Origin of the sequence: Vreelandella alkaliphila, from assembly GCF_016107625.1 — a bacterium.
GTDB lineage: Bacteria > Pseudomonadota > Gammaproteobacteria > Pseudomonadales > Halomonadaceae > Vreelandella > Vreelandella alkaliphila.
The window spans coordinates 127909-150996 of sequence record NZ_JABASV010000006.1 but is presented as its reverse complement, the minus strand read 5'-3'; the positions used below and the strand labels follow the sequence as shown (position 1 = coordinate 150996).

Sequence of the window (23088 nt, the reverse complement as noted above, 5' to 3'; positions counted from 1 at the left end):
AAGATGTGGTCGCTGTGATTTATCATTATTTCTATGCCAGCAGGGTGGGATAACGACAAGGAGAATGTATGGCAGATAATAGTAGAGCGCCAGAAATACGCTCTGGGATTGAAGCCTTCTTAAAAGAGCGTTTCGATACCAGAGCGGACAAACTAGCCTCTGATGATCCTAAATATCAAGCGCTAGTTGAGCAGTTTCAATTCGATAACTGGATAGAGAGTGCCGCAAAGCGGGTCGGTCAACTACAAGTCGTCACCCACTCCCTCAAGCCTATCCATCCCGATGCCAAAGGCTCCAATCTTTACGCCCCACCTGAATCGCTAAATAACCACTCTCTTGTCGGCAGCCACACGCTACCCGCTGATTTTGCGGGCGATGTCGTAGGGAACGCTGCCGCCTTGGATGTTTATAAGTTCTTGAAGCTGCAATTTGAGGGAAAGTCGCTACTTGAGCGGGCGCTGGAAAACGACACTGAGCTGGCAAAAGCGTTAAGCGATAATCCTGAGCAAGCTCAGGCGTGGATCAGCGCCTTTGCGGCGATTACCGAACCGCGTGGTGAGCACGCCTCGCATACCCGAGGCAAACAGCTCTACTGGCTGGTGGGGGATGACGCTGCAGACGTAGAAAATGACGCTGAGAACTTCCATCTGCTAGCACCGCTCTACGCCACTTCTCTGGCGCACCTTGTCTTTCAAACCATTAACCATGACCGTTTTAGCGAAGAGGCCAAAGAGGCACGTAAAGCCAAACGGGAAGGCAAATACGCTGAGCACTCGGTGCACAGTTATCCCAACTTGGCCGCCCAGAAAATGGGTGGTACCAAGCCACAAAATATCTCGCAGCTGAATAGCGAGCGGGGCGGCAATAACTATTTACTAGCTTCCATGCCACCCAGTTGGAATGTGCGCGATATTCGCCCACCACTGAAAGTCGCATCGGTTTTCTCTCACCCTGGCGTCTTTGACAGTCGTTCAGACGTGCGCTCGCTGGTGAAAGACCTCAAACAGTTTCTTGAAACGAACCCTACGTCAGACATGCATACCCGCGACCTGCGCGATGACTACACCGCCATGTTGATGGACGAGCTGGCGCTGTTTGCCATGCAGATGCATAGCCTGCCTGCGGGCTGGAGCGACGATGAAAAGTGCGAATTATCAGTAGAAGAAATTTATTGGCTAGACCCTGGTCGCGCCGAAGAGGATATCGCTTTTCGTGAAGCCCGAAACAGCGTGGAGTGGGCAGACGATATTCGCCACCGCTTTGCTAGCTGGCTCAATACCGCGTTAGACGGAAAACTGCCGTTGGGTGATGTGGAGTTCCGCCACTGGAAGAAAGCGCTCGCGAACGATGCGACCCATCAACGCCTGCAGGATCGTGATCGCCGCTGGATGGAAAGCCTAACGGAAGACTTAACCAACCTGCCAGGAGGTGATGACGATGAGTGAAGTAAAAAACCTCCTAGTTCTGCCGCGCCTGCGTGTACAAAACGCCAACGCGATTTCCAGCCCAATGACCTGGGGCTTTCCTGCCATGAGTGCATTTGTAGGTTTGATGCATGCTCTGGAGCGGAAGTTAGCAGGGGCGAGTCTTCCCGTTTTGTTAGACCGCGTTGGGGTTATTTGCCATGACTTTGAAGCCCAGGCCACTGAGGGTGGTTACATCCGTGGCTTTCACTTGACGCGTAATCCGGTGGATAAGACAGGCGGTACGGCAGCGATTGTAGAAGAAGGGCGTATCCATCTGGATATTACGCTGATCTTCTCGATTGATACCGGCTCTGTAGAAAGCGAGCATCAGAATATCGCTAAACAAATCGGAGAGATTGTAGCGGGCATGCGCATTGCCGGAGGCAGTGTCATCCCTAACCGTGCGGTGCCAACCCATAAACAACGCCCGCAATGGGTCACGCTTGATGACGATGAAGAGCGGCGTCAAACGCAGTTCGCGCGCTTAAAGCGGCGCTGGCTGCCGGGCTTTGCCCTCACCCTTCGGGATGATTACCTCACCGAGCACCTTCAAACGCTGCAACAGCACAACCCCGATGCCAGCTTGCTGGATGCGTGGCTAGACCTTTCTCGTCTTAACCATTACTGCACGTTAGAAAATGCAGGCGAGCCGAACGAGAAGCCTGTTTGGCAGGCCCAGCGGCCCTATCGCGGCTGGCTGGTGCCTATCCCCGTGGGTTATGGCGCTATTTCTGATCTTTTTAAGCCTGGAGAAGTGGCCAACGCCCGCGATACCAAGACCCCGTTCCGCTTTGTCGAAAGCCTCTACTCCATGGGGGAATGGGTTAGCCCGCACCGCATGAAGCAACCTGAAGACCTGCTTTGGTACGTTGATAACGACGAAGAAGCGGGCCTCTACCGTCTCAATAACGACTATCACCTTCGCGCCTCAGCACAGTAAACAAGGAGCTTTATCATGGCTAAAAACGACACCCTCAAAACCGCTTCTGTCCTCGCGTTTGAGCGCAAGCTCGACCCTTCCGATGCGCTGCTGTACGCCAGCCATTGGGATAAGCGCCAAGATGAACAGCAGTGGCAGCCGGTGGTGGTGCGTGAAAAGTCGGTGCGCGGCACGATTTCCAACCGCTTGAAGGCGAAAGACCAAGATCCTGCCAAGTTGGATGCACAGATTGAAAATCCCAACCTGCAAACGGTGGATGTAGCCACGTTGCCCCATGATGCGGATACGTTAGTTGCACGTTTCACCCTACGTGTTTTGGCCGGTGCTGGAACGCCCTCAGCTTGTAATAACGCTGAGTACCAAGCCAAGCTTGAACAGGCAGTTGCCGAATATAAACAGGCGCAAGGCTTCGATGAGCTGGCGCATCGTTATGCCAATAACCTCGCTAATGGTCGCTTTCTGTGGCGTAACCGCATGGGCGCAGAGCAAGTCGAGGTCAGCATTCGCCAGTTGGCTCAAGGCAAAGCCACCAAAGAGTGGACGTTTGATGCACTGTCGCTCTCGTTGCGGGCTTTTGAGTACACCGCTGAGCTTAAAGAACTTGCGGGTGTAATCGCCTCCGCGTTGGCGGGCGAGCAGCACTTACTGCTAGAGGTGGTGGCTTATGTCCGCATGGGTAGCGGACAAGAGGTGTTTCCTTCTCAAGAGCTGATTCTTGATCGAGGCCGTGGCGACAAGAGCAAAACGCTTTATCACGTCAGCGAGATTGCCGGTATTCATTCGCAGAAGCTGGGTAACGCTATCCGTACCATCGACACTTGGTACCCCAATGAAAACGATGAAGATCTGGGGCCTATTGCTGTCGAGCCTTATGGCTCGGTGACCACCCAGGGCAAAGCGTATCGCCAGCCCAAGCAGAAAGCTGACTTCTACTCACTGCTAGATAACTGGATGATCAAAGACCAAGTGCCTTCTGAGGAGAACCAGCACTTTGTGATGGCAACCCTGATCCGTGGCGGCGTGTTCGGCGAAGCGGGGTAAGCCATGGATCACTATATCGATATCCGTTTAAGGCCCGACCCGGATTTTCCAGAGCCGATGTTAATGGGCGCGCTTTACAACAAGTTGCACCGGGCGCTTTTCGACCTAGAGGCCAATGATGTTGGCGTCAGCTTCCCAGGTCATAAGCATGGTATCCGAGCGCGAACGTTAGGCGACCACCTGCGTTTGCATGGCCCACATGCGCGGCTGAAGCAACTGATGGGCGCTGACTGGCTAACCGGTATGCGAGACCACGTTAGCGTCAGCGAAGCGTTGGCAGTGCCTGCAAGTGCAAAGCACATCAACGTAGCGCGCAAACAGTTCAATACGGGCAGCCCAAGCCGCGCAAAACGCTACGCTAAACGGCATAACATCTCAGAAGATGAGGCACGGCAGATCTATGCCAAGTTGGCTGAACGGCGTATAGAGCTACCCTTTGTACAGATCAATAGCCGTTCTACTCAACAGCGATTCAGCCTGTTTATAGAACATAGCAAAGCTCATGAAAACGCAGTGGCGGGTGCGTTTAACCACTATGGTTTAAGCAGTAACGCTACCGTGCCGTGGTTTTGACCCTTTTTTTCAGTATGAAAATAGGCAACCAATAATCAACCACTTAGCGGTGTCGCTCAAAAAAGGGTGATACCGCTTTTTTCCATCGAAGCTCTTTAACAATCAGCACATTAATTTTGATATGCTCTAGTGCGCTGTCGCCCAGGCAGCTCAGAAATGCAGGCGCGATGTAATAGCTCTCCAGCAACGGTGCGCTGTCGCCCAGGCAGCTCAGAAACGAGAGCCAGTGGCACACAGCGTGCGCTTTCCGTGCGCTGTCGCCCAGGCAGCTCAGAAATGGGGCGGGTTACGGGCAGCATGAATATTCACGTGCGCTGTCGCCCAGGCAGCTCAGAAAACGTTCATCGCACGGCAAACCGAAATCAACCCGTGCGCTGTCGCCCAGGCAGCTCAGAAATGGGCGACAGCGCACACACCGCTGCTAGCAGAGTGCGCTGTCGCCCAGGCAGCTCAGAAATGGATGAAGCCTGGTTGATGCTGGGTAATGAAGTGCGCTGTCGCCCAGGCAGCTCAGAAAGATGACGGTACGGAAAGCCTCTTAGGCTTCCGGTGCGCTGTCGCCCAGGCAGCTCAGAAATGGATGGCCTGGCACTGAGCCGGTGTCATAATGTGCGCTGTCGCCCAGGCAGCTCAGAAACTGCTGGAAATCGAGGATCGCCTGTCTAGTGTGTGCGCTGTCGCCCAGGCAGCTCAGAAAACCAACGACACCGGCCCGGTGCATGTGCTGCCGTGCGCTGTCGCCCAGGCAGCTCAGAAATCGATGATAACCAGGCGGTCATCCGGGCAGGCGTGCGCTGTCGCCCAGGCAGCTCAGAAAGTTTGCGCTCGGGGCCATTCATTCACGGGAGAGTGCGCTGTCGCCCAGGCAGCTCAGAAAAAAAGGAGCGCCGGAGCGCCCGCGAGCCAACCGTGCGCTGTCGCCCAGGCAGCTCAGAAAGCGTAGCTTCCTGAGAAGTCTTTGCTGTTTCTGTGCGCTGTCGCCCAGGCAGCTCAGAAACGCTTCATCCCCTCGCCGTGCCGCTCAATCCAGTGCGCTGTCGCCCAGGCAGCTCAGAAATGGGACGTATCGGGTCGGCGTGCGCGTTGCCCGTGCGCTGTCGCCCAGGCAGCTCAGAAAAAGCTGGCCGGTGAACAGCTCGGCGGTGCGGCGTGCGCTGTCGCCCAGGCAGCTCAGAAAACTTCGCTGGCCGGTAGAGCATAAGCCGATTAGTGCGCTGTCGCCCAGGCAGCTCAGAAAACCCACGACCAGAATATTGGCTCGACGCTGGAGTGCGCTGTCGCCCAGGCAGCTCAGAAAGCGTAGCTTCCTGAGAAGTCTTTGCTGTTTCTGTGCGCTGTCGCCCAGGCAGCTCAGAAAGGCCGGATCTGCTGGCCGGTTGTGAGCGTGAAGTGCGCTGTCGCCCAGGCAGCTCAGAAATGGGCGTGACCGTCGCGGGCGGTATGCTCATCGTGCGCTGTCGCCCAGGCAGCTCAGAAAAGCAAGCTGCGCAATTCTGCTAGCAGCGGTGTGTGCGCTGTCGCCCAGGCAGCTCAGAAAACCAACTTACTCGCCTGGCGGCTCGACGAATCGTGCGCTGTCGCCCAGGCAGCTCAGAAATGGGCGGCAGCGCACAGTTAGGGGGCGGCCAGGTGCGCTGTCGCCCAGGCAGCTCAGAAAAGGACGCCGCGCAAATGGTCGCTGAGGCTGAAGTGCGCTGTCGCCCAGGCAGCTCAGAAATCGTATAGCAGCGCTATTCGACAATGCATCATGTGCGCTGTCGCCCAGGCAGCTCAGAAATCTGCCTTAGCTTGTGCGGCTTCCGCCTCCTGGTGCGCTGTCGCCCAGGCAGCTCAGAAATGGAGCAAGGTCTGGCGTGGCTGATACATGCAGTGCGCTGTCGCCCAGGCAGCTCAGAAAGAGCCAACAGTTGCACCCGTTGCAGCGCTACCGTGCGCTGTCGCCCAGGCAGCTCAGAAAGCCACCGAAAAGGCCGCTAATGGCTTTAGTGAGTGCGCTGTCGCCCAGGCAGCTCAGAAATGGTGGCGTTCAATCGCCTGGCTTGGCACACCGTGCGCTGTCGCCCAGGCAGCTCAGAAAGAATCAAGGCGCACTTCTTTACGCCTGCGTTTGTGCGCTGTCGCCCAGGCAGCTCAGAAACATACCTGCCAATATCTCTTTACGGTCGGCTGGTGCGCTGTCGCCCAGGCAGCTCAGAAAAGAAATGCACCACGCTGATGACCTTCAACCCAGTGCGCTGTCGCCCAGGCAGCTCAGAAAAGCGCTGCAGCACGTATGCGCGCACTCGCCTAGTGCGCTGTCGCCCAGGCAGCTCAGAAATCTCCAAGCAAAAGGGCTATTCGGCACGGGATGTGCGCTGTCGCCCAGGCAGCTCAGAAAAGTGATTCCGTAAAATTCTACGGTTAGCGTGGGTGCGCTGTCGCCCAGGCAGCTCAGAAAGTAAGCAGGGTAGGCAGGAGAGACGCGCCTGCGTGCGCTGTCGCCCAGGCAGCTCAGAAAAATCCGCTGCTTCTGGTCGAACGAGTAAAGCTGTGCGCTGTCGCCCAGGCAGCTCAGAAACAGACAATGGCGGCAAGTACCGCGCAATGGCTGTGCGCTGTCGCCCAGGCAGCTCAGAAACGGAGGGGTGGCCACTGTTCACGCGAACGGTGGTGCGCTGTCGCCCAGGCAGCTCAGAAAAAACTGATAACGGCGTTCCTGGTCAATCAGGGGTGCGCTGTCGCCCAGGCAGCTCAGAAACGATCCCCGGCACCGCTACGCGCTTTCTTATTGTGCGCTGTCGCCCAGGCAGCTCAGAAACAGCATGTAGCTGGCCATTTCGGCGCGTAGTTGTGCGCTGTCGCCCAGGCAGCTCAGAAAAGACAGCAGCGCACAATGGCACTGACTTGGGCGTGCGCTGTCGCCCAGGCAGCTCAGAAACAGGACACGGCCGGGAATCCCCGGCTTTTTTTGTGCGCTGTCGCCCAGGCAGCTCAGAAACAGGCCATGCGATTGAATGCCACCAGGCAGGCGTGCGCTGTCGCCCAGGCAGCTCAGAAAAAAAGGGAAGGGGGTTATTCCCCGTCCTTCTGGTGCGCTGTCGCCCAGGCAGCTCAGAAAATCCTGTCACTGCTCTACGGCGGTGCCTCGGCGTGCGCTGTTGCCCAGGCAGCTCAGAAAGTCCGCATATCACGCATAACAGGCCGTGCTTCGTGCGCTGTCGCCCAGGCAGCTCAGAAATCGCTCATCGACCACCCCCTTTAGGTTCAACCGTGCGCTGTCGCCCAGGCAGCTCAGAAAACATGCGGATACGTTCCCGGAAAACCTCATTAGTGCGCTGTCGCCCAGGCAGCTCAGAAAAAGGCACCCCACTGGCGAATTAGACGCATGACGTGCGCTGTCGCCCAGGCAGCTCAGAAAGTGTCATGATATGCCTGAAACCTTCCCGCTCCGTGCGCTGTCGCCCAGGCAGCTCAGAAAATCGCGCACCAGGGCATGGGTGGCGCGGTCGGGTGCGCTGTCGCCCAGGCAGCTCAGAAAGCTCGCAGAGCGCCGCGTACACTGTCATGGTTGTGCGCTGTCGCCCAGGCAGCTCAGAAAGGTAACTGAAGGCGTACCACTGCCAATGGAAGGTGCGCTGTCGCCCAGGCAGCTCAGAAAATTAACGCAAGGCGTTGACTATTCCGTTAGCGGTGCGCTGCCGCCCAGGCAGCTCAGAAAATGTGCCGGAAGGCAGGCCAGTACGCACGGTGGTGCGCTGCCGCCCAGGCAGCTCAGAAAACTAGAGACGAGGGCTTTTTATAATGGCTGATGTGCGCTGCCGCCCAGGCAGCTCAGAAATTCACAAGACCACTTAGACCCTTTTGGGTTGTGTGCGCTGCCGCCCAGGCAGCTCAGAAAAGCAATACAGCGCCACCGCAGCGGCGCATGTGGTGCGCTGCCGCCCAGGCAGCTCAGAAACTTGCCCGGGCAATCGTAGAAGCCAACTTCACGTGCGCTGCCGCCCAGGCAGCTCAGAAAAATGGCTCGGTACGACATACCGTCCTTCTTCAGTGCGCTGCCGCCCAGGCAGCTCAGAAATAAACCTCTTCGGCCATGAATTGGTGGTCGATGTGCGCTGCCGCCCAGGCAGCTCAGAAAATTAATTCGCTGGTCAACTGGATACAACAATAGTGCGCTGCCGCCCAGGCAGCTCAGAAAACCATCCCGCTCTCTGCGCTAATCCTGAATATGTGCGCTGCCGCCCAGGCAGCTCAGAAACTCAGCGGAACACGCAGGAATGAACGCTCTGGGTGCGCTGCCGCCCAGGCAGCTCAGAAACTGCTGGAATTGATGGGTGACGAGCAAGGCGCGTGCGCTGCCGCCCAGGCAGCTCAGAAAAAGAGCGGATGTTGCCCGGCTCAGTAATCAAAGTGCGCTGCCGCCCAGGCAGCTCAGAAATGATCGCGCTGCGGGCGGCGTGCAGTCGTTCGGTGCGCTGCCGCCCAGGCAGCTCAGAAAAGGCGGGCATGGCCATTGCCGTTGATCACCCCGTGCGCTGCCGCCCAGGCAGCTCAGAAATGCTGATGTGTGGGTTTGTCGATGATAGCCAAGTGCGCTGCCGCCCAGGCAGCTCAGAAAATACAGTGATTGCACCGCTTCAATTTTAACGCGTGCGCTGCCGCCCAGGCAGCTCAGAAAAATCGTGCCATGGATGGAATGGGGGGCGATGTGTGCGCTGCCGCCCAGGCAGCTCAGAAATGTACACGCTGACAACTGGCCGCCCCCTAACTGTGCGCTGCCGCCCAGGCAGCTCAGAAAAAACTGGTGTCCTCATTTTCGGGAGTTTATATAGTGCGCTGCCGCCCAGGCAGCTCAGAAACGATGCAGGTGGTCCTGTGCCACTTGCGCTGGGTGCGCTGCCGCCCAGGCAGCTCAGAAACGATGCAGGTGGTCCTGTGCCACTTGCGCTGGGTGCGCTGCCGCCCAGGCAGCTCAGAAAGCCTGCTTAATCAGGTCGCGGCGGGCCAGGCTGTGCGCTGCCGCCCAGGCAGCTCAGAAATACGTCAACGGCTCGTTAGTCGATCAAACAGCGTGCGCTGCCGCCCAGGCAGCTCAGAAAAATCCGATATTGATAGCATCGAACAGGCTAGCGTGCGCTGCCGCCCAGGCAGCTCAGAAAATGACACTCGCCGAACTGAAAGCTAAATATAAGTGCGCTGCCGCCCAGGCAGCTCAGAAAATGCGCCTGCGGCCGGATCGCATCCTAGTGGGGTGCGCTGCCGCCCAGGCAGCTCAGAAAAGTAAGGCCTGTTAGCCGGATAAGCTCCCGGAGTGCGCTGCCGCCCAGGCAGCTCAGAAATGCAACGCGCTCGGCAATTCAGGGAAGATCTTGTGCGCTGCCGCCCAGGCAGCTCAGAAAAGAAACTGAGGGGTGAACGGCTCGGCATGACAGTGCGCTGCCGCCCAGGCAGCTCAGAAAGCGCAGGCCTTCCTGTATTTCCTTACCTTCATGTGCGCTGCCGCCCAGGCAGCTCAGAAATAGTGGAGTTCGGCTCATACGAACTAGGAGAGGTGCGCTGCCGCCCAGGCAGCTCAGAAATAGCGGCACAGCTCATTAAGCATTGCGGCTTGGTGCGCTGCCGCCCAGGCAGCTCAGAAAGCATAGATGGTGCGCTCTGTCGATGTCGCCAGGTGCGCTGCCGCCCAGGCAGCTCAGAAAAATGCCTACCACGGTATCAGGGAACCCTGAGTGTGCGCTGCCGCCCAGGCAGCTCAGAAACCGCCCCCAACACAGCCGACGTTCTCGACGTTGTGCGCTGCCGCCCAGGCAGCTCAGAAATGCCTGTCGCCGGACAAATCACAAAAGGCCTGGTGCGCTGCCGCCCAGGCAGCTCAGAAAATCCACTCGCCTTTGTCGATGACGGCGAGGGCGTGCGCTGCCGCCCAGGCAGCTCAGAAACGCCTCAGTGCCGACTAGTCTACTGCTAACGCGTGCGCTGCCGCCCAGGCAGCTCAGAAAAGCAGGAAAGCGGTGGCCAACAGTTTGGCGAGGTGCGCTGCCGCCCAGGCAGCTCAGAAAATCCGATGGTGGCAACGCATCCAACAGCCCGGGTGCGCTGCCGCCCAGGCAGCTCAGAAATGACTAACGAGCAAGCCAATAAGCTGGTAGCCGTGCGCTGCCGCCCAGGCAGCTCAGAAATGAGTGCCTGAAATAGCCTCAAGAACATCAAGGTGCGCTGCCGCCCAGGCAGCTCAGAAAACAGCAGCATCGCGCGCCCGCTCGTCAGTTTTGTGCGCTGCCGCCCAGGCAGCTCAGAAAAAAGCCTTCAAGAGGCGTTGCGCCTGCTGTCGGTGCGCTGCCGCCCAGGCAGCTCAGAAACCAAAACATCAAGATCATTTAAAATAGTATTAGTGCGCTGCCGCCCAGGCAGCTCAGAAATCGGTTTCAGTTGTCCACGCGTCGCGCTCTGCGTGCGCTGCCGCCCAGGCAGCTCAGAAAAGGTGTACCAGTAATTAAAGTAATCATGAGAAGTGCGCTGTCGCCCAGGCAGCTCAGAAAGTTGTCACGGGGCGCGCTACGGGTGAGGCTGCGTGCGCTGCCGCCCAGGCAGCTCAGAAATGTTCGTGAGTTTGTTAAGATGTATTCTAATTGTGCGCTGCCGCCCAGGCAGCTCAGAAATTTGCAATGGCAACGTTTTTTTCTTTTAACGAGTGCGCTGCCGCCCAGGCAGCTCAGAAATTTGCAATGGCAACGTTTTTTTCTTTTAACGAGTGCGCTGCCGCCCAGGCAGCTCAGAAATTTGCAATGGCAACGTTTTTTTCTTTTAACGAGTGCGCTGCCGCCCAGGCAGCTCAGAAATTTGCAATGGCAACGTTTTTTTCTTTTAACGAGTGCGCTGCCGCCCAGGCAGCTCAGAAATTTGCAATGGCAACGTTTTTTTCTTTTAACGAGTGCGCTGCCGCCCAGGCAGCTCAGAAAGTGAATCGTTTACGCCGCTGGCCACGCTGTTTGTGCGCTGCCGCCCAGGCAGCTCAGAAACAAGACTGAACGCCAACAATCGTCCCGACCAAGTGCGCTGCCGCCCAGGCAGCTCAGAAAGCTGCCGTGACCGAGTGGGATGACAATCTCTCGTGCGCTGCTGCCCAGGCAGCTTTGGTGCTACCTGAAACTGGTATCGCTGTGCAGTGCTTTCGCGGGTGCGCTAACGCTTACGCCGCGCTACTCGAAATGTGCATTACCTTCATTAATTAGTAAGTTAGATGTTGCCATCCAGGTAATTCAGCGCTCAACAGTTGTGAATACTCTCTCAGTTTCGGCGTTATTAGCACGATGGTGCTTGAATTGTTAAATATGATGAGGACGAGAATGTTCCAAAATAAAACTGCTTTAAGATAATAATTGCTGTGTGTTTCGGTAACTGCCATCTAGAGGATATTACGTCGTGGAAAACTTTCTTGAGCAATTTGGGGCTTATGTTCCTTTGATCATCAATGCCGTGAAAGCATTGTTGGTGTTGATTGTGGGCTGGGTTGTCGCAGGGGTAGTCAGCAGCTTAGTGCGTAAGCGGGTGAATGCGATACCGCGTATAGACCCAACTCTGGGCAACTTCCTTGCAGCCTTGGTGAAGTGGGTCATTCTACTGGTTGTATTGATTACGGTACTCGGTCTGTTTGGTATTCAGGCTACCTCTCTGGTTGCTGTATTGGGGGCTGCCACGCTGGCTATTGGCCTGGCGTTACAGGGCACGCTCAGTGATTTAGCGGCGGGGTTTATGCTGATTATGTTTCGTCCTTACAAGCTGGGTCAGTTTGTGGATATTGGGGGCACATCCGGTACGGTTAAGGATCTCAATCTGTTCGTGACCGAGTTAGTGACGCCTGACAACGTGCAAATTATTGTGCCTAATGGGCAGGCTTGGGGGGCTATTATCACTAATTTCTCTCATCACTCGACACGCCGTGTTGATCTTGAGTTCGGGATTGGTTATGACGATGATGCAGATCAGGCCATGGCGATCATCAGGGGGCTGGCCGAGGCTGACAACCGTATCCATGGTGATCCCGCGCCTTGGATAAAAGTCACTAACCTGGGGGCCAGTAGTGTGGACCTTACCGTGCGGCTTTGGGTCGATGCTGCGGATTATTGGGATGTGAAATTTGATATGACGAAAGCTGTCAAAGAAGCTTTTGATAAGCAAGGTGTTTCAATACCTTACCCGCATTCAGTAGAAATTCAGAAAGCGGGGTGAACTTTTCCGTTGATACGGTTTGGCAAGGCGCGCCCTTTAAAGGGCGCGCCTTGCTTTCGTAGTTTGTGATGGTGGTTACTATTGATCTTCCTCGTCCCAGCGTTCCATAGCGCGTTTGTCATCGGGAAGTCGCACGATATCGCCTACGTTAAGCTTGTGGTGGGATTCGTGATGCTGCCCGTGACGGTCAAGAATGGCGGCAACGCTGCCGATGCTGACGGCATCTTCTTCACGATAGGCTTCTACTTTTACCCGCACAATGCGGCCTAGATAACGGGCGGAGAGCATGGCGCCTGGGTAGGGCGGCGTGTGGTCGGGGTCATTCTTAAAAAACTCTACAACGCTTGCGCTGCCAGGTTCGTCCCATTCGATATGCTGATGCATTGTCAGTGTCCTTTTGTTGAGCGGTATCATATAGCGTGATGTTTAAGTGTAGTGTGCGTTGGCGTGATCGAGCCAATCACTGCTGAAGTATTGAGGTGCCGTGGATCCACTGCACTTACATTCGCTGGTTGAATAGCTTCCTCTTCAAAAAAACTTGTCTTCAAAAGAACTTATCTTCAAAAAAAGTGGGGGTAATACCTTTCTGTGTGCTGTTTGCACGTTGGTTAATGCATTACTTAAAAGGTCGTAAAGCGCCACGCTGGGTGCGTTATATCCATGCGTACTCGTTTGGTATTTGTTTGGCTCAATCGTGTTGAATAGTATGTTTAACACTATGACGGCGGGGGCAATGCTATTGGGTAAGTGTTTGAGCGTTTAACCAACAGGAGATCCTAGGCCATAAGAGACGTTAAGTATCCGTATGCGAGTTGGGGGGAGGTCGGTAGGGTTTGTTACTCCTTGATGGCGAGTCACGGGTAAGCCCTGATGCTTCCAGGCTGAACGTTTGTAAACGGGTAGGGCATGCGTAAAGGCGCTGTAGTAAATCAGCAAGCGCTGCTTCATCTAGCTCTGGGTCTAAGCCGCCTAAGCGTTCTAACCACGTGCGCCTGATTGCTATGTAGGGAGGAACAGCGACGCCTGCGCCTAAAAAGCACTGGAGTAATCGTTCGGATAAGCGGGGTGGTTCGCTGCCAATCAAAAAAGCATCCAGCGTGTACGTGTCTAGCTGGGGATAAAGTAAACACCATAGTTTGGCTGCTAGCGGCCGTTGCTGCATTGCAATCAGTAACCAATCAGCTTGGCTGAGATATGCTGCTTGATTGATCCTTGCGCCCAGTGGCTGAGAAGGGGTAACGAGAAAGTGTGCGCGGTAGCGTTGCTCAATGTCCTGCATGCGTGGATCGGTGGTGGCGCTGGTCACGATAATGGGAAGTGTGTGGTCTGCAAAGGCTGTTTGGCGAATAGCGCGCAGGTGACGTGGTAAAAGGGCACCTGTGACTGACGCATCAACAATAAAGCAGACCGTGCCCATGTGAGTGGCTTCCTGTGTTGTGAAACCTGTTTGTTATTAAATCTATCTGTTTGTAATCAATTGTAGGTGTGAGTTTCTTTTGGTATCAAGCTAAAGTTTACAGTGATGAGGAAAATAATAGATGCTTTATATGCACCATGTTGGTGCTTGTGGGCCTCTGGTTGGTCTTTATTGGTGCGTTTTTCTGAGCTAAGTGCCTTTTTAGGGCTAAGTTCGTTCTTTCGTAGAGCATTATGCTACATGAAGAAGCACAGTATTTTATTTTTTATCTTTTATAAAACAACTGCTTGTTGTTTTTTTATGCCATATTGGTGCAAGGTTGGCATGTTCCGTGCTTAGTATTAGGCAGCGGCTAGCGGGTCGTAGGCAGATGCCTCTCGGCGTGCTACAACGATAGCCGGTTTGTTTAATAACTCTTTTATCGGTAGCTTACTGTCAAAAGCTTAAGCCACGTTCATACCGGAGGACACTATGTCAGCCAAGACTCTCGCGCTAATCGAAGAACATGATGTTAAATGGGTAGATCTGCGTTTCACCGACACGCGCGGTAAAGAGCAGCACGTCACCGTACCGGCACGGGACGTGGACGAAGAGTTTTTCGAAAATGGTCAGATGTTCGATGGTTCCTCTATCGAGGGCTGGAAAGGCATCAACGAATCCGACATGATTCTTCGCCCTGAAGATGGTACTGGTTTCCTCGACCCCTTCACCGAAGACGCTACCCTGATCCTGCGTTGCGATATCATCGAGCCTGCCACTATGCAGGGCTATGACCGTGACCCGCGTTCTATTGCCAAGCGCGCAGAAGCTTACCTGCAGTCCACCGGCCTAGGCGACACAGCCTTCTTTGGCCCTGAGCCTGAGTTCTTCATTTTTGACGAAGTCCATTGGAAATCTGACATTCAGGGTTCCATGTACAAAATTACCTCTGATGAAGGCGCTTGGGCGACCAGTAATCAGGTAGAAGGCGGCAACTTGGGGCACCGCCCGCGCGTTAAAGGCGGCTACTTCCCGGTTCCCCCGGTTGATAGCTTCCACGACATTCGTGGTGCAATGTGTAACACCCTGGAAGCGATTGGCCAGACTGTTGAGGTTCACCACCACGAGGTTGCTAACGCGGGTCAGAACGAAATCGGCGTTAAATTCAACACGTTGGTGAAGAAAGCTGACGAAGTTCAGGAAATGAAATACGTGATCCACAACGTGGCTCACGCTTACGGCAAAACCGCTACGTTCATGCCGAAGCCGCTTGTTGGTGACAACGGGTCTGGTATGCACGTACACCAGTCGTTCTGGAAAGATGGTCAGAACCAGTTCGCGGGTGACGAGTACGCTGGGCTTTCTGAAATGGCGCTTTACTACATTGGCGGTGTGATCAAGCATGCTCGTGCTCTGAACGCCTTCACTAACGCGTCTACCAACTCATATAAGCGTTTGGTGCCAGGCTTTGAAGCGCCGGTTATGTTGGCCTACAGCGCTCGTAACCGTTCTGCCTCTATCCGTATTCCGTACACCGCGAGCCCGAAAGGTAAGCGTGTTGAAACACGTTTCCCTGACCCGACTGCTAACCCCTACCTGGCGTTCGCAGCTCTGCTGATGGCGGGTATCGACGGTATTAAGAATAAGATACATCCTGGCGATGCCATGGATAAAAACTTGTACGACCTGCCGCCTGAAGAAGGTAAGTCAGTACCGACCGTTGCCAACAGCCTGGACCAAGCGTTGGAAGCACTCGATGCAGACCGCGCGTTCTTGACCGAAGGTGGCGTGTTTACTGATGATATGATCGATGCATACATCGACCTCAAGATGGAAGAAGTGGAGCGCATTCGCATGACCACTCACCCGATTGAGTTCGATATGTACTACAGCTGTTAAGAGCGATTGCTAAGCACAGCAGCTAGTACCACCTCCTCGGGTGTGACTGGCCTAAAACCCCGCTTCGGCGGGGTTTTTTTATACCATTGGATAGTGAGTTGAAGAGGTCTGTTTGCAAGGGGAGAGCGCTGTCTGCGGCACCGCACTGATGCGGTGAGTATTTTTATTGACGATGAGTCATGCGCACTATAATGGTGCAATAAGTGACAAGCTGACTGCTAGGACTGCGCTATAACGGCTCGCTACATCCTCGCCTCCTGCTCATTAGCCGTGCAAGTTGTCAATTGGCGCGCTTTTTGCAGTTTCTCTTTCATACGCTCGATAACGCTATTTTTTACAGCGACGCTTCAGGATACGCCATGTACCAGCGCTTACTTGAACACCTCACCACCGCAGTCTTACTGCTAGACGGTGAACTCCGCGTTCGCTGGATGAATCCGGCAGCGGAAGCGTTGCTAGCGGTGAGTTTTAGCCGTGTGCAGGGCATTAGTTTAGACACGCTGTTAGGGGGCGATGAGAGTATTGATGATGTCCTCGCTAAAGCGCGAGATGCCTTTCATCCCTATACCCAACGCGAAGCACGTATTACGCCGCTGAACAGCGAGCCATTAACGGTGGACTACACCGTGACCCCGCTTTCAGCCGATGAACTATTACTCGAAGTAGAGCCCCGTGATCGGCTAATGCAGATTTCCCGGGAAGAAGCGCTGACCACCCGGCAAGAGACAATCAAAGTGTTGGCGCGGGGCTTGGCTCATGAAGTTAAAAACCCTTTGGGCGGGATTCGCGGTGCTGCCCAATTATTGGAGCGCGATCTGGACGATCCTGCACTACGTGAATTCACCCATATTATTGTGGAAGAGGTGGATCGGCTGCGAGATTTGGTCGACTCCATGTTGGGCCCCAATCGCATCGTCAAACATGAGCCGGTCAATATCCATAAGGTGTTAGAGCGGGTGCGAGCGCTGCTGATTGCCGAGCATCCGCATGTTGAGGTCCGTCGTGATTATGACCCGAGTTTGCCGGATCTTTCTGGCGATGAATCTCAAATGATCCAAGCGGTGTTGAATGTGGCACGTAACGCGGTACAGGCCATGAGTGATGCAGCAACGCCTTCGCCGGAGCTTATGTTGCGCACCCGCGCACGCCGCCAATTTACGCTGGGGGCTGAACGCCATCGTTTAGTCAGTGAAGTGGGGGTTATTGATAATGGCCCTGGCATACCTGAAACGTTACGTGAAACGCTTTTCTATCCCATGGTGTCTGGGCGCGCTGAAGGTAGCGGCCTGGGGCTATCAATTGCTCAATCGATTTTGCACCAACATCAAGGATTGATCGAATGCGACTCACGCCCAGGACATACCGAATTTCGTTTACTGATTCCATTGGTTGTTAATTTCACCGGAGAAGCGTCATGACTGAGGCGACACAAACCGATGTAGCACGAGTGGTTATTGTCGATGATGACCGCGCCATCCGTTGGGTATTAGAGCGGGCCTTAGCGCAGCCAGACCTGGATATAGAGTGTATTGAACGCGCCGATACCGCGCTGGAGCGACTGTTAGAAAATCCACCGGATGTCCTGGTGACTGACATTCGTATGCCCGGCATTGATGGGCTGGATTTAATGTCCCGAGTGCGTGATGCACACCCTGACCTGCCTGTGATTGTGATGACCGCGCATTCGGATCTCGACAGCGCCGTGGCGTCCTACCAAGGGGGTGCCTTTGAATACCTGCCGAAACCCTTTGATGTGGACGAAGCGCTGGCGCTGGTGCGTCGTGCGGTCGCTCATGCAAGAGAGCGTCAGCGCCCGGTCAGCGTACCGGAAGGGTTGAGTGCTGAGATTATTGGTGAAGCACCTGCTATGCAGGAAGTGTTTCGCGCCATCGGGCGGCTTTCCCACTCCCACATCACGGTGTTAATTAACGGTGAGTCTGGCACCGGTAAAGAGCGTGTTGCTCAGGCGCTCCATCAACATAGCCCACGAGCGGGCAAGCCGTTTATTGCGCTGAACATGGCAGCGATTCCCCGGGACTTGATTGAGTCTGAACTATTCGGCCATGAGAAGGGCGCGTTTACAGGGGCAGCGCAACAACGCCAAGGTCGCTTTGAACAGGCTAATGGCGGAACGCTGTTTCTCGATGAAATTGGTGATATGCCCGCTGAAACGCAAACGCGCTTGCTACGTGTGTTAGCGGATGGTGAATTCTATCGCGTGGGCGGCCATACGCCTGTAAAAGTCGATGTACGTATTATTGCCGCTACCCATCAGAACCTAGAATCGTTAGTTGACGATGGGCGGTTCCGGGAGGACTTGTTCCACCGCTTAAACGTGATTCGCGTTCATCTGCCGCGCCTTTCCGAGCGTCGGGAGGATATTCCGCGTTTAACCCGTCATTTCTTAGCGGAAGCTGCCAAAGAGCTGACCACAGATATCAAAGTGTTAACGCCCGAAGCAGAAGCGCACCTTACTCGTTTGCCGTGGCCGGGTAATGTTCGTCAATTAGAAAATATTTGCCGTTGGCTAACGGTAATGGCTTCTGGCCGCGAAATTCTCATTGAGGACTTGCCCCCAGAGCTGCGCTCGGTCAACGCTTCCGAAGGTAGTGTTTATGGCGATTGGCGTTCCGCGTTCAGGGATTGGGCTGACCACGCCCTGGCGGAAGGCCATACCCACCTGTTGGAGGAAGCCGTGCCGGATTTTGAGCGCATTCTGATTGAAACGGCACTGAAACATACCGGTGGACGCAAAGGGGAAGCCGCCGAATTACTCGGCTGGGGGCGCAATACACTTACCCGTAAATTGAAAACGCTGCTGCCTGCGCTGGCAGATGATGCCTAACCGATCATGCTTTTAACAAATAACCTGTTAGTGACCAATCTATTCGCGATCAATCTATTCGCAACCAAACTGTTAGCGGTTACTCCGCCGCTGGCAGTACAAAAACAGCATCTGCTAATGCAGGGTCGGGTGGCTCACAGGTTTCTGTTGACCAGGGCAGTAAGCTGAAGGTGTGATCCACCCCTAGCCCATCAAGTTGGTGGGGCACACCATCGTGATAAATCACATGGCCTAAACCCATTAAGCCAACGGCCAATTTACCCTCTACGGCGGCGTTAGCCAGCCCTTCAGCCATCGCGACGTCCCAGCTAAGTTGGGCCTGTAAAAAGCGTCTCAGCATAGCGGGGTCGTCGTCATCCATTGCATGCTGGTCAAATACGTCTTTTAAGCGCATTTCATAGCCTGCGCTTGGCGGTAGCGGTGCAGGTATATGATGCCGCTGGTCGGCAGGCACGCTGCTGAAGCCGTCACGAGCTAAGCGCTGACGCAGCTCGGGAGTAATGTTTAAGGCGATCAGAGGAATCTGTTGAACACGCGCGAAATGGAGAATGGGTAAGTAAAGGTCAGCATCAAACCCCCAGTTCTCCTCCCAGCCGGACTGCTCCAACAGCGCTTCTTCGGATAACAAGCCCGCAACCCAATCATCGAGCACGGGTTGCGCTTCCCGGGGCAGCATTTCTAACCCGATAACCATATCGTCACGCAGCGCGTAAAGCCCCGCTAGGGTGTGCAACTGCCAGCGGTGGTGGTCAATGGCATCATGTTGCTCGCCCAATAGGACAACCTGATGCTGTATTGCTTGGGCTAAAACAGCGCTGTTAGCAACAGCATGTTGCGATTGCCACCACTGGCCGGGAATAGGGCAGCTAGCATGAGCCGCTAAAGGTAGCCAGCCTAGAGCCATGGCAGCGATGAAATGATGGCGCATGGGCGTTGTGTCCTAGCGTTCTTCTGCTTTAAGGCGATTGATCTCAGTCAGAATAGTTTCTGCTTCTTCCGTCAATGTCGCGTTCGCTCTCATGTCACCATTGCGTGAAGCTTCCATTGCTGCCTGTAATTTACGCTCGTAATCTTGCTGGAGCTTTTTCTTGGGATCGCGCTTAAATAGACCAAACATGAGCATTCTCCTATGGTTTGTACACTACTTGTATAGCTTTGTTTGGTGTATGTCGACTATTTGTTGTAACACTTCGTTATCAGAAGTACGTTTGCGATCCATGTTGAGCTAAATAGCGCGGCTTTAAGAGCGCTATTTTCAAAGGTATGTTTTTTAAGGACACAGTTTTTAAGGACATAGTTTTGAAAGACATAGTTTTTAAAGACATCACTATTGAAGACACAGCTCTAAAAACCGCTCGAAATCGGAAAGTATTGTATCGAGACTGTTCTGCAGGCGATGGTCATCGTCAATCATGCGTAGTGAAAGTCGCTGACAGCGGGCATGTTCAATGACAGGGCCTGGCGGTACGACATCATCTCGCCATCCATGAATGATATGCGTGTGTTGTGCTTGCAGTGTGATTGAGGTTTGCGGGTAATCTGGCAAGCCAAGAGCAGGGGCTAATAAAAAACAACCTAACACAGGTTCCTGGGCACTAACCGCTGCACTTAACCATCCACCGAGACTGGAACCCGCTAAAACACAGTTAGCCAGTGTGTCGTTGCGTTCATCAATCACGGCAAGTAAATGCTCTAAACGCTCCTGCGGCTCTTTTAAACCACGGTAGTCCATGACGACCGGTTCGCAGTTCTCAAACTGCTCAGCAACCCCTTTTAGCGCTTGCACCTTCAGGGCACCAGGCCCGCTTTCCAGGCCGTGTGAAAGATAAACAGTTATCATTGCCATTAGCTACCTGCGGAGCGCTGAATAGCTTCGCCGCCTCGTTCAATATCTTCGCCTGCGCCGCGAATAGTGTTGCAGCCACTTATGACCAGAAGTGTCGCCATCATCAATAAACTGATCGCCATTGCACGCTTCATCGAAAGAATCCTCATCAGCTGAGCGCTTGTAGAGAGACTTTAGGTACGCTGTCATTAAAAATAATCGTTGCAGGCAGTTGGTGCCATCAATTTCCCATCGTTTGAGTGCTAGCTGGCCGTGTGATTTTGTCGCATGTGTCAGTTTTAGCCATTAAATAGCGGCGTTTGTCTCTTAGCCTGGTATTGCTTTTTGTTTTTAAGGTGTTGTTTATAGTATATTTTTGCGTTAAAAGTGGCGCTTGGCCTGTTGTCTGCAATAACCTGACTACCTACAGCAGTAATGTTGTGATTCTAATTTTTAAGTGAAATTAATCGCCAAAAACGCTTCGCAGCAATTTTAGCCACAATGAGTAAACAAGCGTGAGCAGGCTAATAGGTAATCAGGGAAGGCATGGAGCCATATTAGCAAAAGGATGTGAAAGGACTAGCCTGCTCACCCTTATCAGTGTAAGGAAACGCTGATCATCACCGCCAGGGAGCAGCATTGATGCAAAATCACCATCTCGTGAAAGCGGGGTGGTTTTTTTGCGTCAATTAATTGTTTTTAACACTTTGATTTTTATTAATATTTATCTTTTCCAGATTTTCTGGACAGCTTTTGTATCAATGGGCGTGACATTTTGGTCTATCCTCTGGTGTAAACCAAAATTCAGCGGTTAGAAGACGTCAACGTAGCAGCCGCACACTTCCAGGGACAAGCGCTATGGCGATGGTGTTGATGTTATGCATGTTTGTGCTGTTTCTAGGGTTTTCGGGAGTCGGTCTTTATATGATGTTCAAGACATCATTTATGACCACCATAGAGGATCGTGACGATATGCCTCCCGATATGTAGATAATTAAAACTATAGAGATAGTTAATCGACAATACCAAGAGCCACCTGCGTCCACGTTGGTGGCTTTTTGCTTTTATTGATACGGCATTGAGCGGCCAACCACAAAGGGTTATCCCATCCAATAAAGACTCAGTAGCGCAAAGCCATAGCCCATGGCTGCGCCAGCAATGACATCACTGACATAGTGTAGCCCAAGCCCCACCCGTGAAACGGCAATCAGTAAACTAAGGGGAATCACAATAGGTAGCAACCAGGGGGTATGAGCGGCGACCAACACGCTAAACATCACCGCATGCATGGTGTGACCACTGGGGAAGCTGTATTTGTCTCGGGCAGGCTCACCACAATGGACGCCACCGAGGTAGGTGATGAACGGACGTTCGCGACACAGCCGCGTTTTTACCAACTTATAAATAGCGACTGCGAACAGTGCGATGGCGCTGTACTGCATGATTCGCCAAGCACCATTGGGCTGTAACCAGGGTTGTGCAGCGATTAACAATACCCAGACAGGCCAGTCTCCTAGCTTACTTGCCGTTTGCAGCGTTAGCCGCCAGGGGCGGTAAAGCGATAGGTGTGTTACCCGTTGGCAAAGCTGCCATTCAAAGACATCAAGACGATCGAATACGACAAGCGGACGCGGACGCATGGTGAGTCTCCTGGGCATTTTGTAAATAGCGTAAGAACTGCTCTGCGATTCCCGGCCAGCTTTGCTCTAGCGCTCGTAGGCGGGCGGTTCTACCTAGACGGGCGTAGTCAGCAGGGTGCTGGCATAACGCGACGGCAGCCTGTTGAAAGGCAAGCGTATCGCCAGGGGGAACGGTGATACCGTTGTGCCTGCTTTGGATCAGCTCAGCGCTGGCGGCGTGGTGATAGGCCACGACTGCCAGCCCGCTGGCCATGGCTTCAGTCACCACATTTCCCCATGTTTCTGACTGAGAAGGGAAAATAAACATATCGGCACTGGCATAGTGGCGTGCTAGTGCCTGTTTATTCACAAAACCGGTGAAATGAGCGTCTGGTAGCGCTTTTTGTAACTGAGCGCGGCCTGGGCCATCGCCAACAATGACGTGTGCCATATCGGGGCGCACATCACTCATGGCCTGCAGCGTTTCTTGCAGTAACGCTAGGTTTTTTTCTGGGGCTAAGCGGCCCACATACAGCGCAACAGGTTGATGTTCGCTAACCCCCCACTGTTCGCGTAGGGTGTCGTCGCGGTGGGCTGGGGAAAAAATATCGCCATCAATGCCGCGTGAGAGCACCTTTACATCGCGGATATCCTGGGCGCGTAGTGCTTCAGCCTGTTGTTGAGTGGGCACAAGGGTAAGATCGCAGCCGTTATGGAAATAGCGTAAATATCGCCGCGTGGCAGCAGCTAGCCAGGAAACTCCGTAGTCATGGCAGTAGTGATCGAAATTAGTATGCCAGCCAGCCACTAAAGGTATGTTCAGTTGGCGTGCTGCATGCCGAGCTGCCCAGCCCAGTGGGCCCTGGGTTGCCAGATAAATAGAATCGGGACGCTGCTTCTGCCAGAAACGGCGAAGTTGTGAGGGGCTGGCAAGACCAATCTGCACAGCGTTATAACCCGGTAGCGCTAACCGCCGAACCTGAAGCTCTTGGGACAGTTCTTGATAGGTTTCCTGATACGGTTCTTGAGAACGCTCTTGAGCAACATTGGTGGCGTCGGCAGCCATGCTTGGTTTAGGGCGAATAACATCCACTGTTACCCCCAACCGAGTGAGTTCACGACATAGCCTATTTAAGGTATGCGCAACACCATTTATTTCTGGTGACCATGTTTCGCTAACGATACAGAGTCGCATGGGCGATCCATCCCTTTATCACGTTTTTACTCACTATTTCATTCACTGTTGCATTAACTATGCGCAGCGATAGTGACACTG

The 23088-nt window shown here is 54.0% G+C and carries 16 protein-coding genes and 1 CRISPR repeat array; of the genes, 8 read left to right on the top strand and 8 right to left on the bottom strand.

The window, feature by feature from the left end; genetic code table 11:
• Positions 1-68: 68 nt before the first annotated feature.
• The 5 genes from csy1 to JFC11_RS10865 all read left to right on the top strand — a co-directional run bounded on the left by csy1 (position 69) and on the right by JFC11_RS10865 (position 12228).
• Positions 69-1445, top strand: a complete 1377-nt coding sequence (gene csy1, locus JFC11_RS10885) for a type I-F CRISPR-associated protein Csy1 (protein ID WP_038480455.1) — start codon at positions 69-71, stop codon at positions 1443-1445.
• Positions 1438-2406 carry a type I-F CRISPR-associated protein Csy2 gene (gene csy2, locus JFC11_RS10880; RefSeq protein WP_198349552.1) on the top strand — a complete coding sequence of 323 codons (969 nt, stop codon included), beginning with the start codon at positions 1438-1440 and terminating at the stop codon, positions 2404-2406. Before csy1 ends, csy2 begins: the two co-directional genes overlap by 8 nt.
• A 15-nt stretch (positions 2407-2421) precedes the next feature.
• On the top strand, positions 2422-3447 hold the full coding sequence (gene csy3 / locus JFC11_RS10875; protein ID WP_038480461.1) for a type I-F CRISPR-associated protein Csy3: 1026 nt from the start codon (positions 2422-2424) through the stop codon (positions 3445-3447).
• A gap of 3 nt (positions 3448-3450) precedes the next feature.
• The gene (gene cas6f / locus JFC11_RS10870) at positions 3451-4020 is read left to right on the top strand and encodes a type I-F CRISPR-associated endoribonuclease Cas6/Csy4 (protein ID WP_198349551.1); all 570 of its coding nucleotides are present in this window, start codon (positions 3451-3453) and stop codon (positions 4018-4020) included.
• A gap of 129 nt (positions 4021-4149) precedes the next feature.
• Positions 4150-11078: a CRISPR direct-repeat array (repeat unit 28 nt; unit sequence GTGCGCTGTCGCCCAGGCAGCTCAGAAA).
• Between the two features lie 343 nt (positions 11079-11421).
• Positions 11422-12228 carry a mechanosensitive ion channel family protein gene (locus JFC11_RS10865; RefSeq protein WP_198349550.1) on the top strand — a complete coding sequence of 269 codons (807 nt, stop codon included), beginning with the start codon at positions 11422-11424 and terminating at the stop codon, positions 12226-12228.
• A 78-nt stretch (positions 12229-12306) separates the two neighbouring features.
• Here the strand turns inward: JFC11_RS10865 and JFC11_RS10860 are convergent, their stop codons facing one another.
• Together JFC11_RS10860 and JFC11_RS10855 are read right to left on the bottom strand one after the other, a co-directional pair.
• Positions 12307-12612 (bottom strand): hypothetical protein, encoded by a 306-nt coding sequence (locus JFC11_RS10860; protein ID WP_095604389.1) that lies wholly within the window; start codon positions 12610-12612, stop codon positions 12307-12309.
• 409 nt (positions 12613-13021) lie between these two features.
• On the bottom strand, positions 13022-13645 hold the full coding sequence (locus tag JFC11_RS10855; RefSeq protein ID WP_095604392.1) for a hypothetical protein: 624 nt from the start codon (positions 13643-13645) through the stop codon (positions 13022-13024).
• 471 nt (positions 13646-14116) lie between these two features.
• Between JFC11_RS10855 and glnA the strand changes: the two genes are divergently transcribed.
• From glnA to glnG, 3 genes are all read left to right on the top strand, one after another.
• Positions 14117-15523, top strand: coding sequence for a glutamate--ammonia ligase (gene glnA / locus JFC11_RS10850; RefSeq protein WP_038480480.1), 1407 nt, complete (start codon positions 14117-14119; stop codon positions 15521-15523).
• Positions 15524-15882: 359 nt separating this feature from the next.
• A complete protein-coding gene (gene glnL, locus JFC11_RS10845) occupies positions 15883-16941 on the top strand; it encodes a nitrogen regulation protein NR(II) (RefSeq protein WP_038480483.1) in 1059 nt (352 codons plus the stop codon).
• Positions 16938-18368, top strand: coding sequence for a nitrogen regulation protein NR(I) (gene glnG, locus JFC11_RS10840; RefSeq protein ID WP_038480486.1), 1431 nt, complete (start codon positions 16938-16940; stop codon positions 18366-18368). Before glnL ends, glnG begins: the two co-directional genes overlap by 4 nt.
• A gap of 79 nt (positions 18369-18447) precedes the next feature.
• Here glnG and JFC11_RS10835 read toward each other — a convergent pair whose 3' ends face one another.
• The 6 genes from JFC11_RS10835 to JFC11_RS10810 form a co-directional block, all read right to left on the bottom strand.
• A complete protein-coding gene (locus tag JFC11_RS10835) occupies positions 18448-19296 on the bottom strand; it encodes a ChaN family lipoprotein (protein ID WP_038480490.1) in 849 nt (282 codons plus the stop codon).
• 12 nt (positions 19297-19308) lie between these two features.
• Positions 19309-19485: a DUF6435 family protein gene (locus JFC11_RS10830; RefSeq protein WP_198349549.1), complete on the bottom strand. Its 177-nt coding sequence runs from the start codon at positions 19483-19485 to the stop codon at positions 19309-19311.
• Positions 19486-19695: 210 nt separating this feature from the next.
• A complete protein-coding gene (locus tag JFC11_RS10825; protein WP_084183770.1) occupies positions 19696-20208 on the bottom strand; it encodes a YqiA/YcfP family alpha/beta fold hydrolase in 513 nt (170 codons plus the stop codon).
• Positions 20209-20213: 5 nt separating this feature from the next.
• Positions 20214-20348, bottom strand: a complete 135-nt coding sequence (locus JFC11_RS10820) for an entericidin A/B family lipoprotein (RefSeq protein ID WP_038480496.1) — start codon at positions 20346-20348, stop codon at positions 20214-20216.
• Between the two features lie 945 nt (positions 20349-21293).
• Complete coding sequence (locus JFC11_RS10815; RefSeq protein ID WP_038480499.1) at positions 21294-21833, bottom strand: phosphatase PAP2 family protein; 540 nt, start codon at positions 21831-21833, stop codon at positions 21294-21296.
• The gene (locus tag JFC11_RS10810; protein WP_198349548.1) at positions 21796-23007 is read right to left on the bottom strand and encodes a glycosyltransferase family 4 protein; all 1212 of its coding nucleotides are present in this window, start codon (positions 23005-23007) and stop codon (positions 21796-21798) included. The genes JFC11_RS10815 and JFC11_RS10810 overlap by 38 nt, the downstream gene beginning before the upstream one ends.
• Between the last annotated feature and the right edge of the window lie 81 nt (positions 23008-23088).

What these genes read in the sequence shown, in the direction of transcription:
- csy1 (WP_038480455.1), top strand. Translation starts at nt 69, where the DNA reads ATGGCAGATAATAGTAGAGCGCCAGAAATACGCTCTGGGATTGAAGCC.
- csy2 (WP_198349552.1), top strand. Translation starts at nt 1,438, where the DNA reads ATGAGTGAAGTAAAAAACCTCCTAGTTCTGCCGCGCCTGCGTGTACAA.
- csy3 (WP_038480461.1), top strand. Translation starts at nt 2,422, where the DNA reads ATGGCTAAAAACGACACCCTCAAAACCGCTTCTGTCCTCGCGTTTGAG.
- cas6f (WP_198349551.1), top strand. Translation starts at nt 3,451, where the DNA reads ATGGATCACTATATCGATATCCGTTTAAGGCCCGACCCGGATTTTCCA.
- JFC11_RS10860 (WP_095604389.1), bottom strand. Translation starts at nt 12,612, where the DNA reads ATGCATCAGCATATCGAATGGGACGAACCTGGCAGCGCAAGCGTTGTA.
- JFC11_RS10855 (WP_095604392.1), bottom strand. Translation starts at nt 13,645, where the DNA reads ATGGGCACGGTCTGCTTTATTGTTGATGCGTCAGTCACAGGTGCCCTT.
- glnA (WP_038480480.1), top strand. Translation starts at nt 14,117, where the DNA reads ATGTCAGCCAAGACTCTCGCGCTAATCGAAGAACATGATGTTAAATGG.
- glnL (WP_038480483.1), top strand. Translation starts at nt 15,883, where the DNA reads ATGTACCAGCGCTTACTTGAACACCTCACCACCGCAGTCTTACTGCTA.
- glnG (WP_038480486.1), top strand. Translation starts at nt 16,938, where the DNA reads ATGACTGAGGCGACACAAACCGATGTAGCACGAGTGGTTATTGTCGAT.
- JFC11_RS10835 (WP_038480490.1), bottom strand. Translation starts at nt 19,296, where the DNA reads ATGCGCCATCATTTCATCGCTGCCATGGCTCTAGGCTGGCTACCTTTA.
- JFC11_RS10830 (WP_198349549.1), bottom strand. Translation starts at nt 19,485, where the DNA reads ATGTTTGGTCTATTTAAGCGCGATCCCAAGAAAAAGCTCCAGCAAGAT.
- JFC11_RS10825 (WP_084183770.1), bottom strand. Translation starts at nt 20,208, where the DNA reads ATGATAACTGTTTATCTTTCACACGGCCTGGAAAGCGGGCCTGGTGCC.
- JFC11_RS10820 (WP_038480496.1), bottom strand. Translation starts at nt 20,348, where the DNA reads ATGAAGCGTGCAATGGCGATCAGTTTATTGATGATGGCGACACTTCTG.
- JFC11_RS10815 (WP_038480499.1), bottom strand. Translation starts at nt 21,833, where the DNA reads ATGCGTCCGCGTCCGCTTGTCGTATTCGATCGTCTTGATGTCTTTGAA.
- JFC11_RS10810 (WP_198349548.1), bottom strand. Translation starts at nt 23,007, where the DNA reads ATGCGACTCTGTATCGTTAGCGAAACATGGTCACCAGAAATAAATGGT.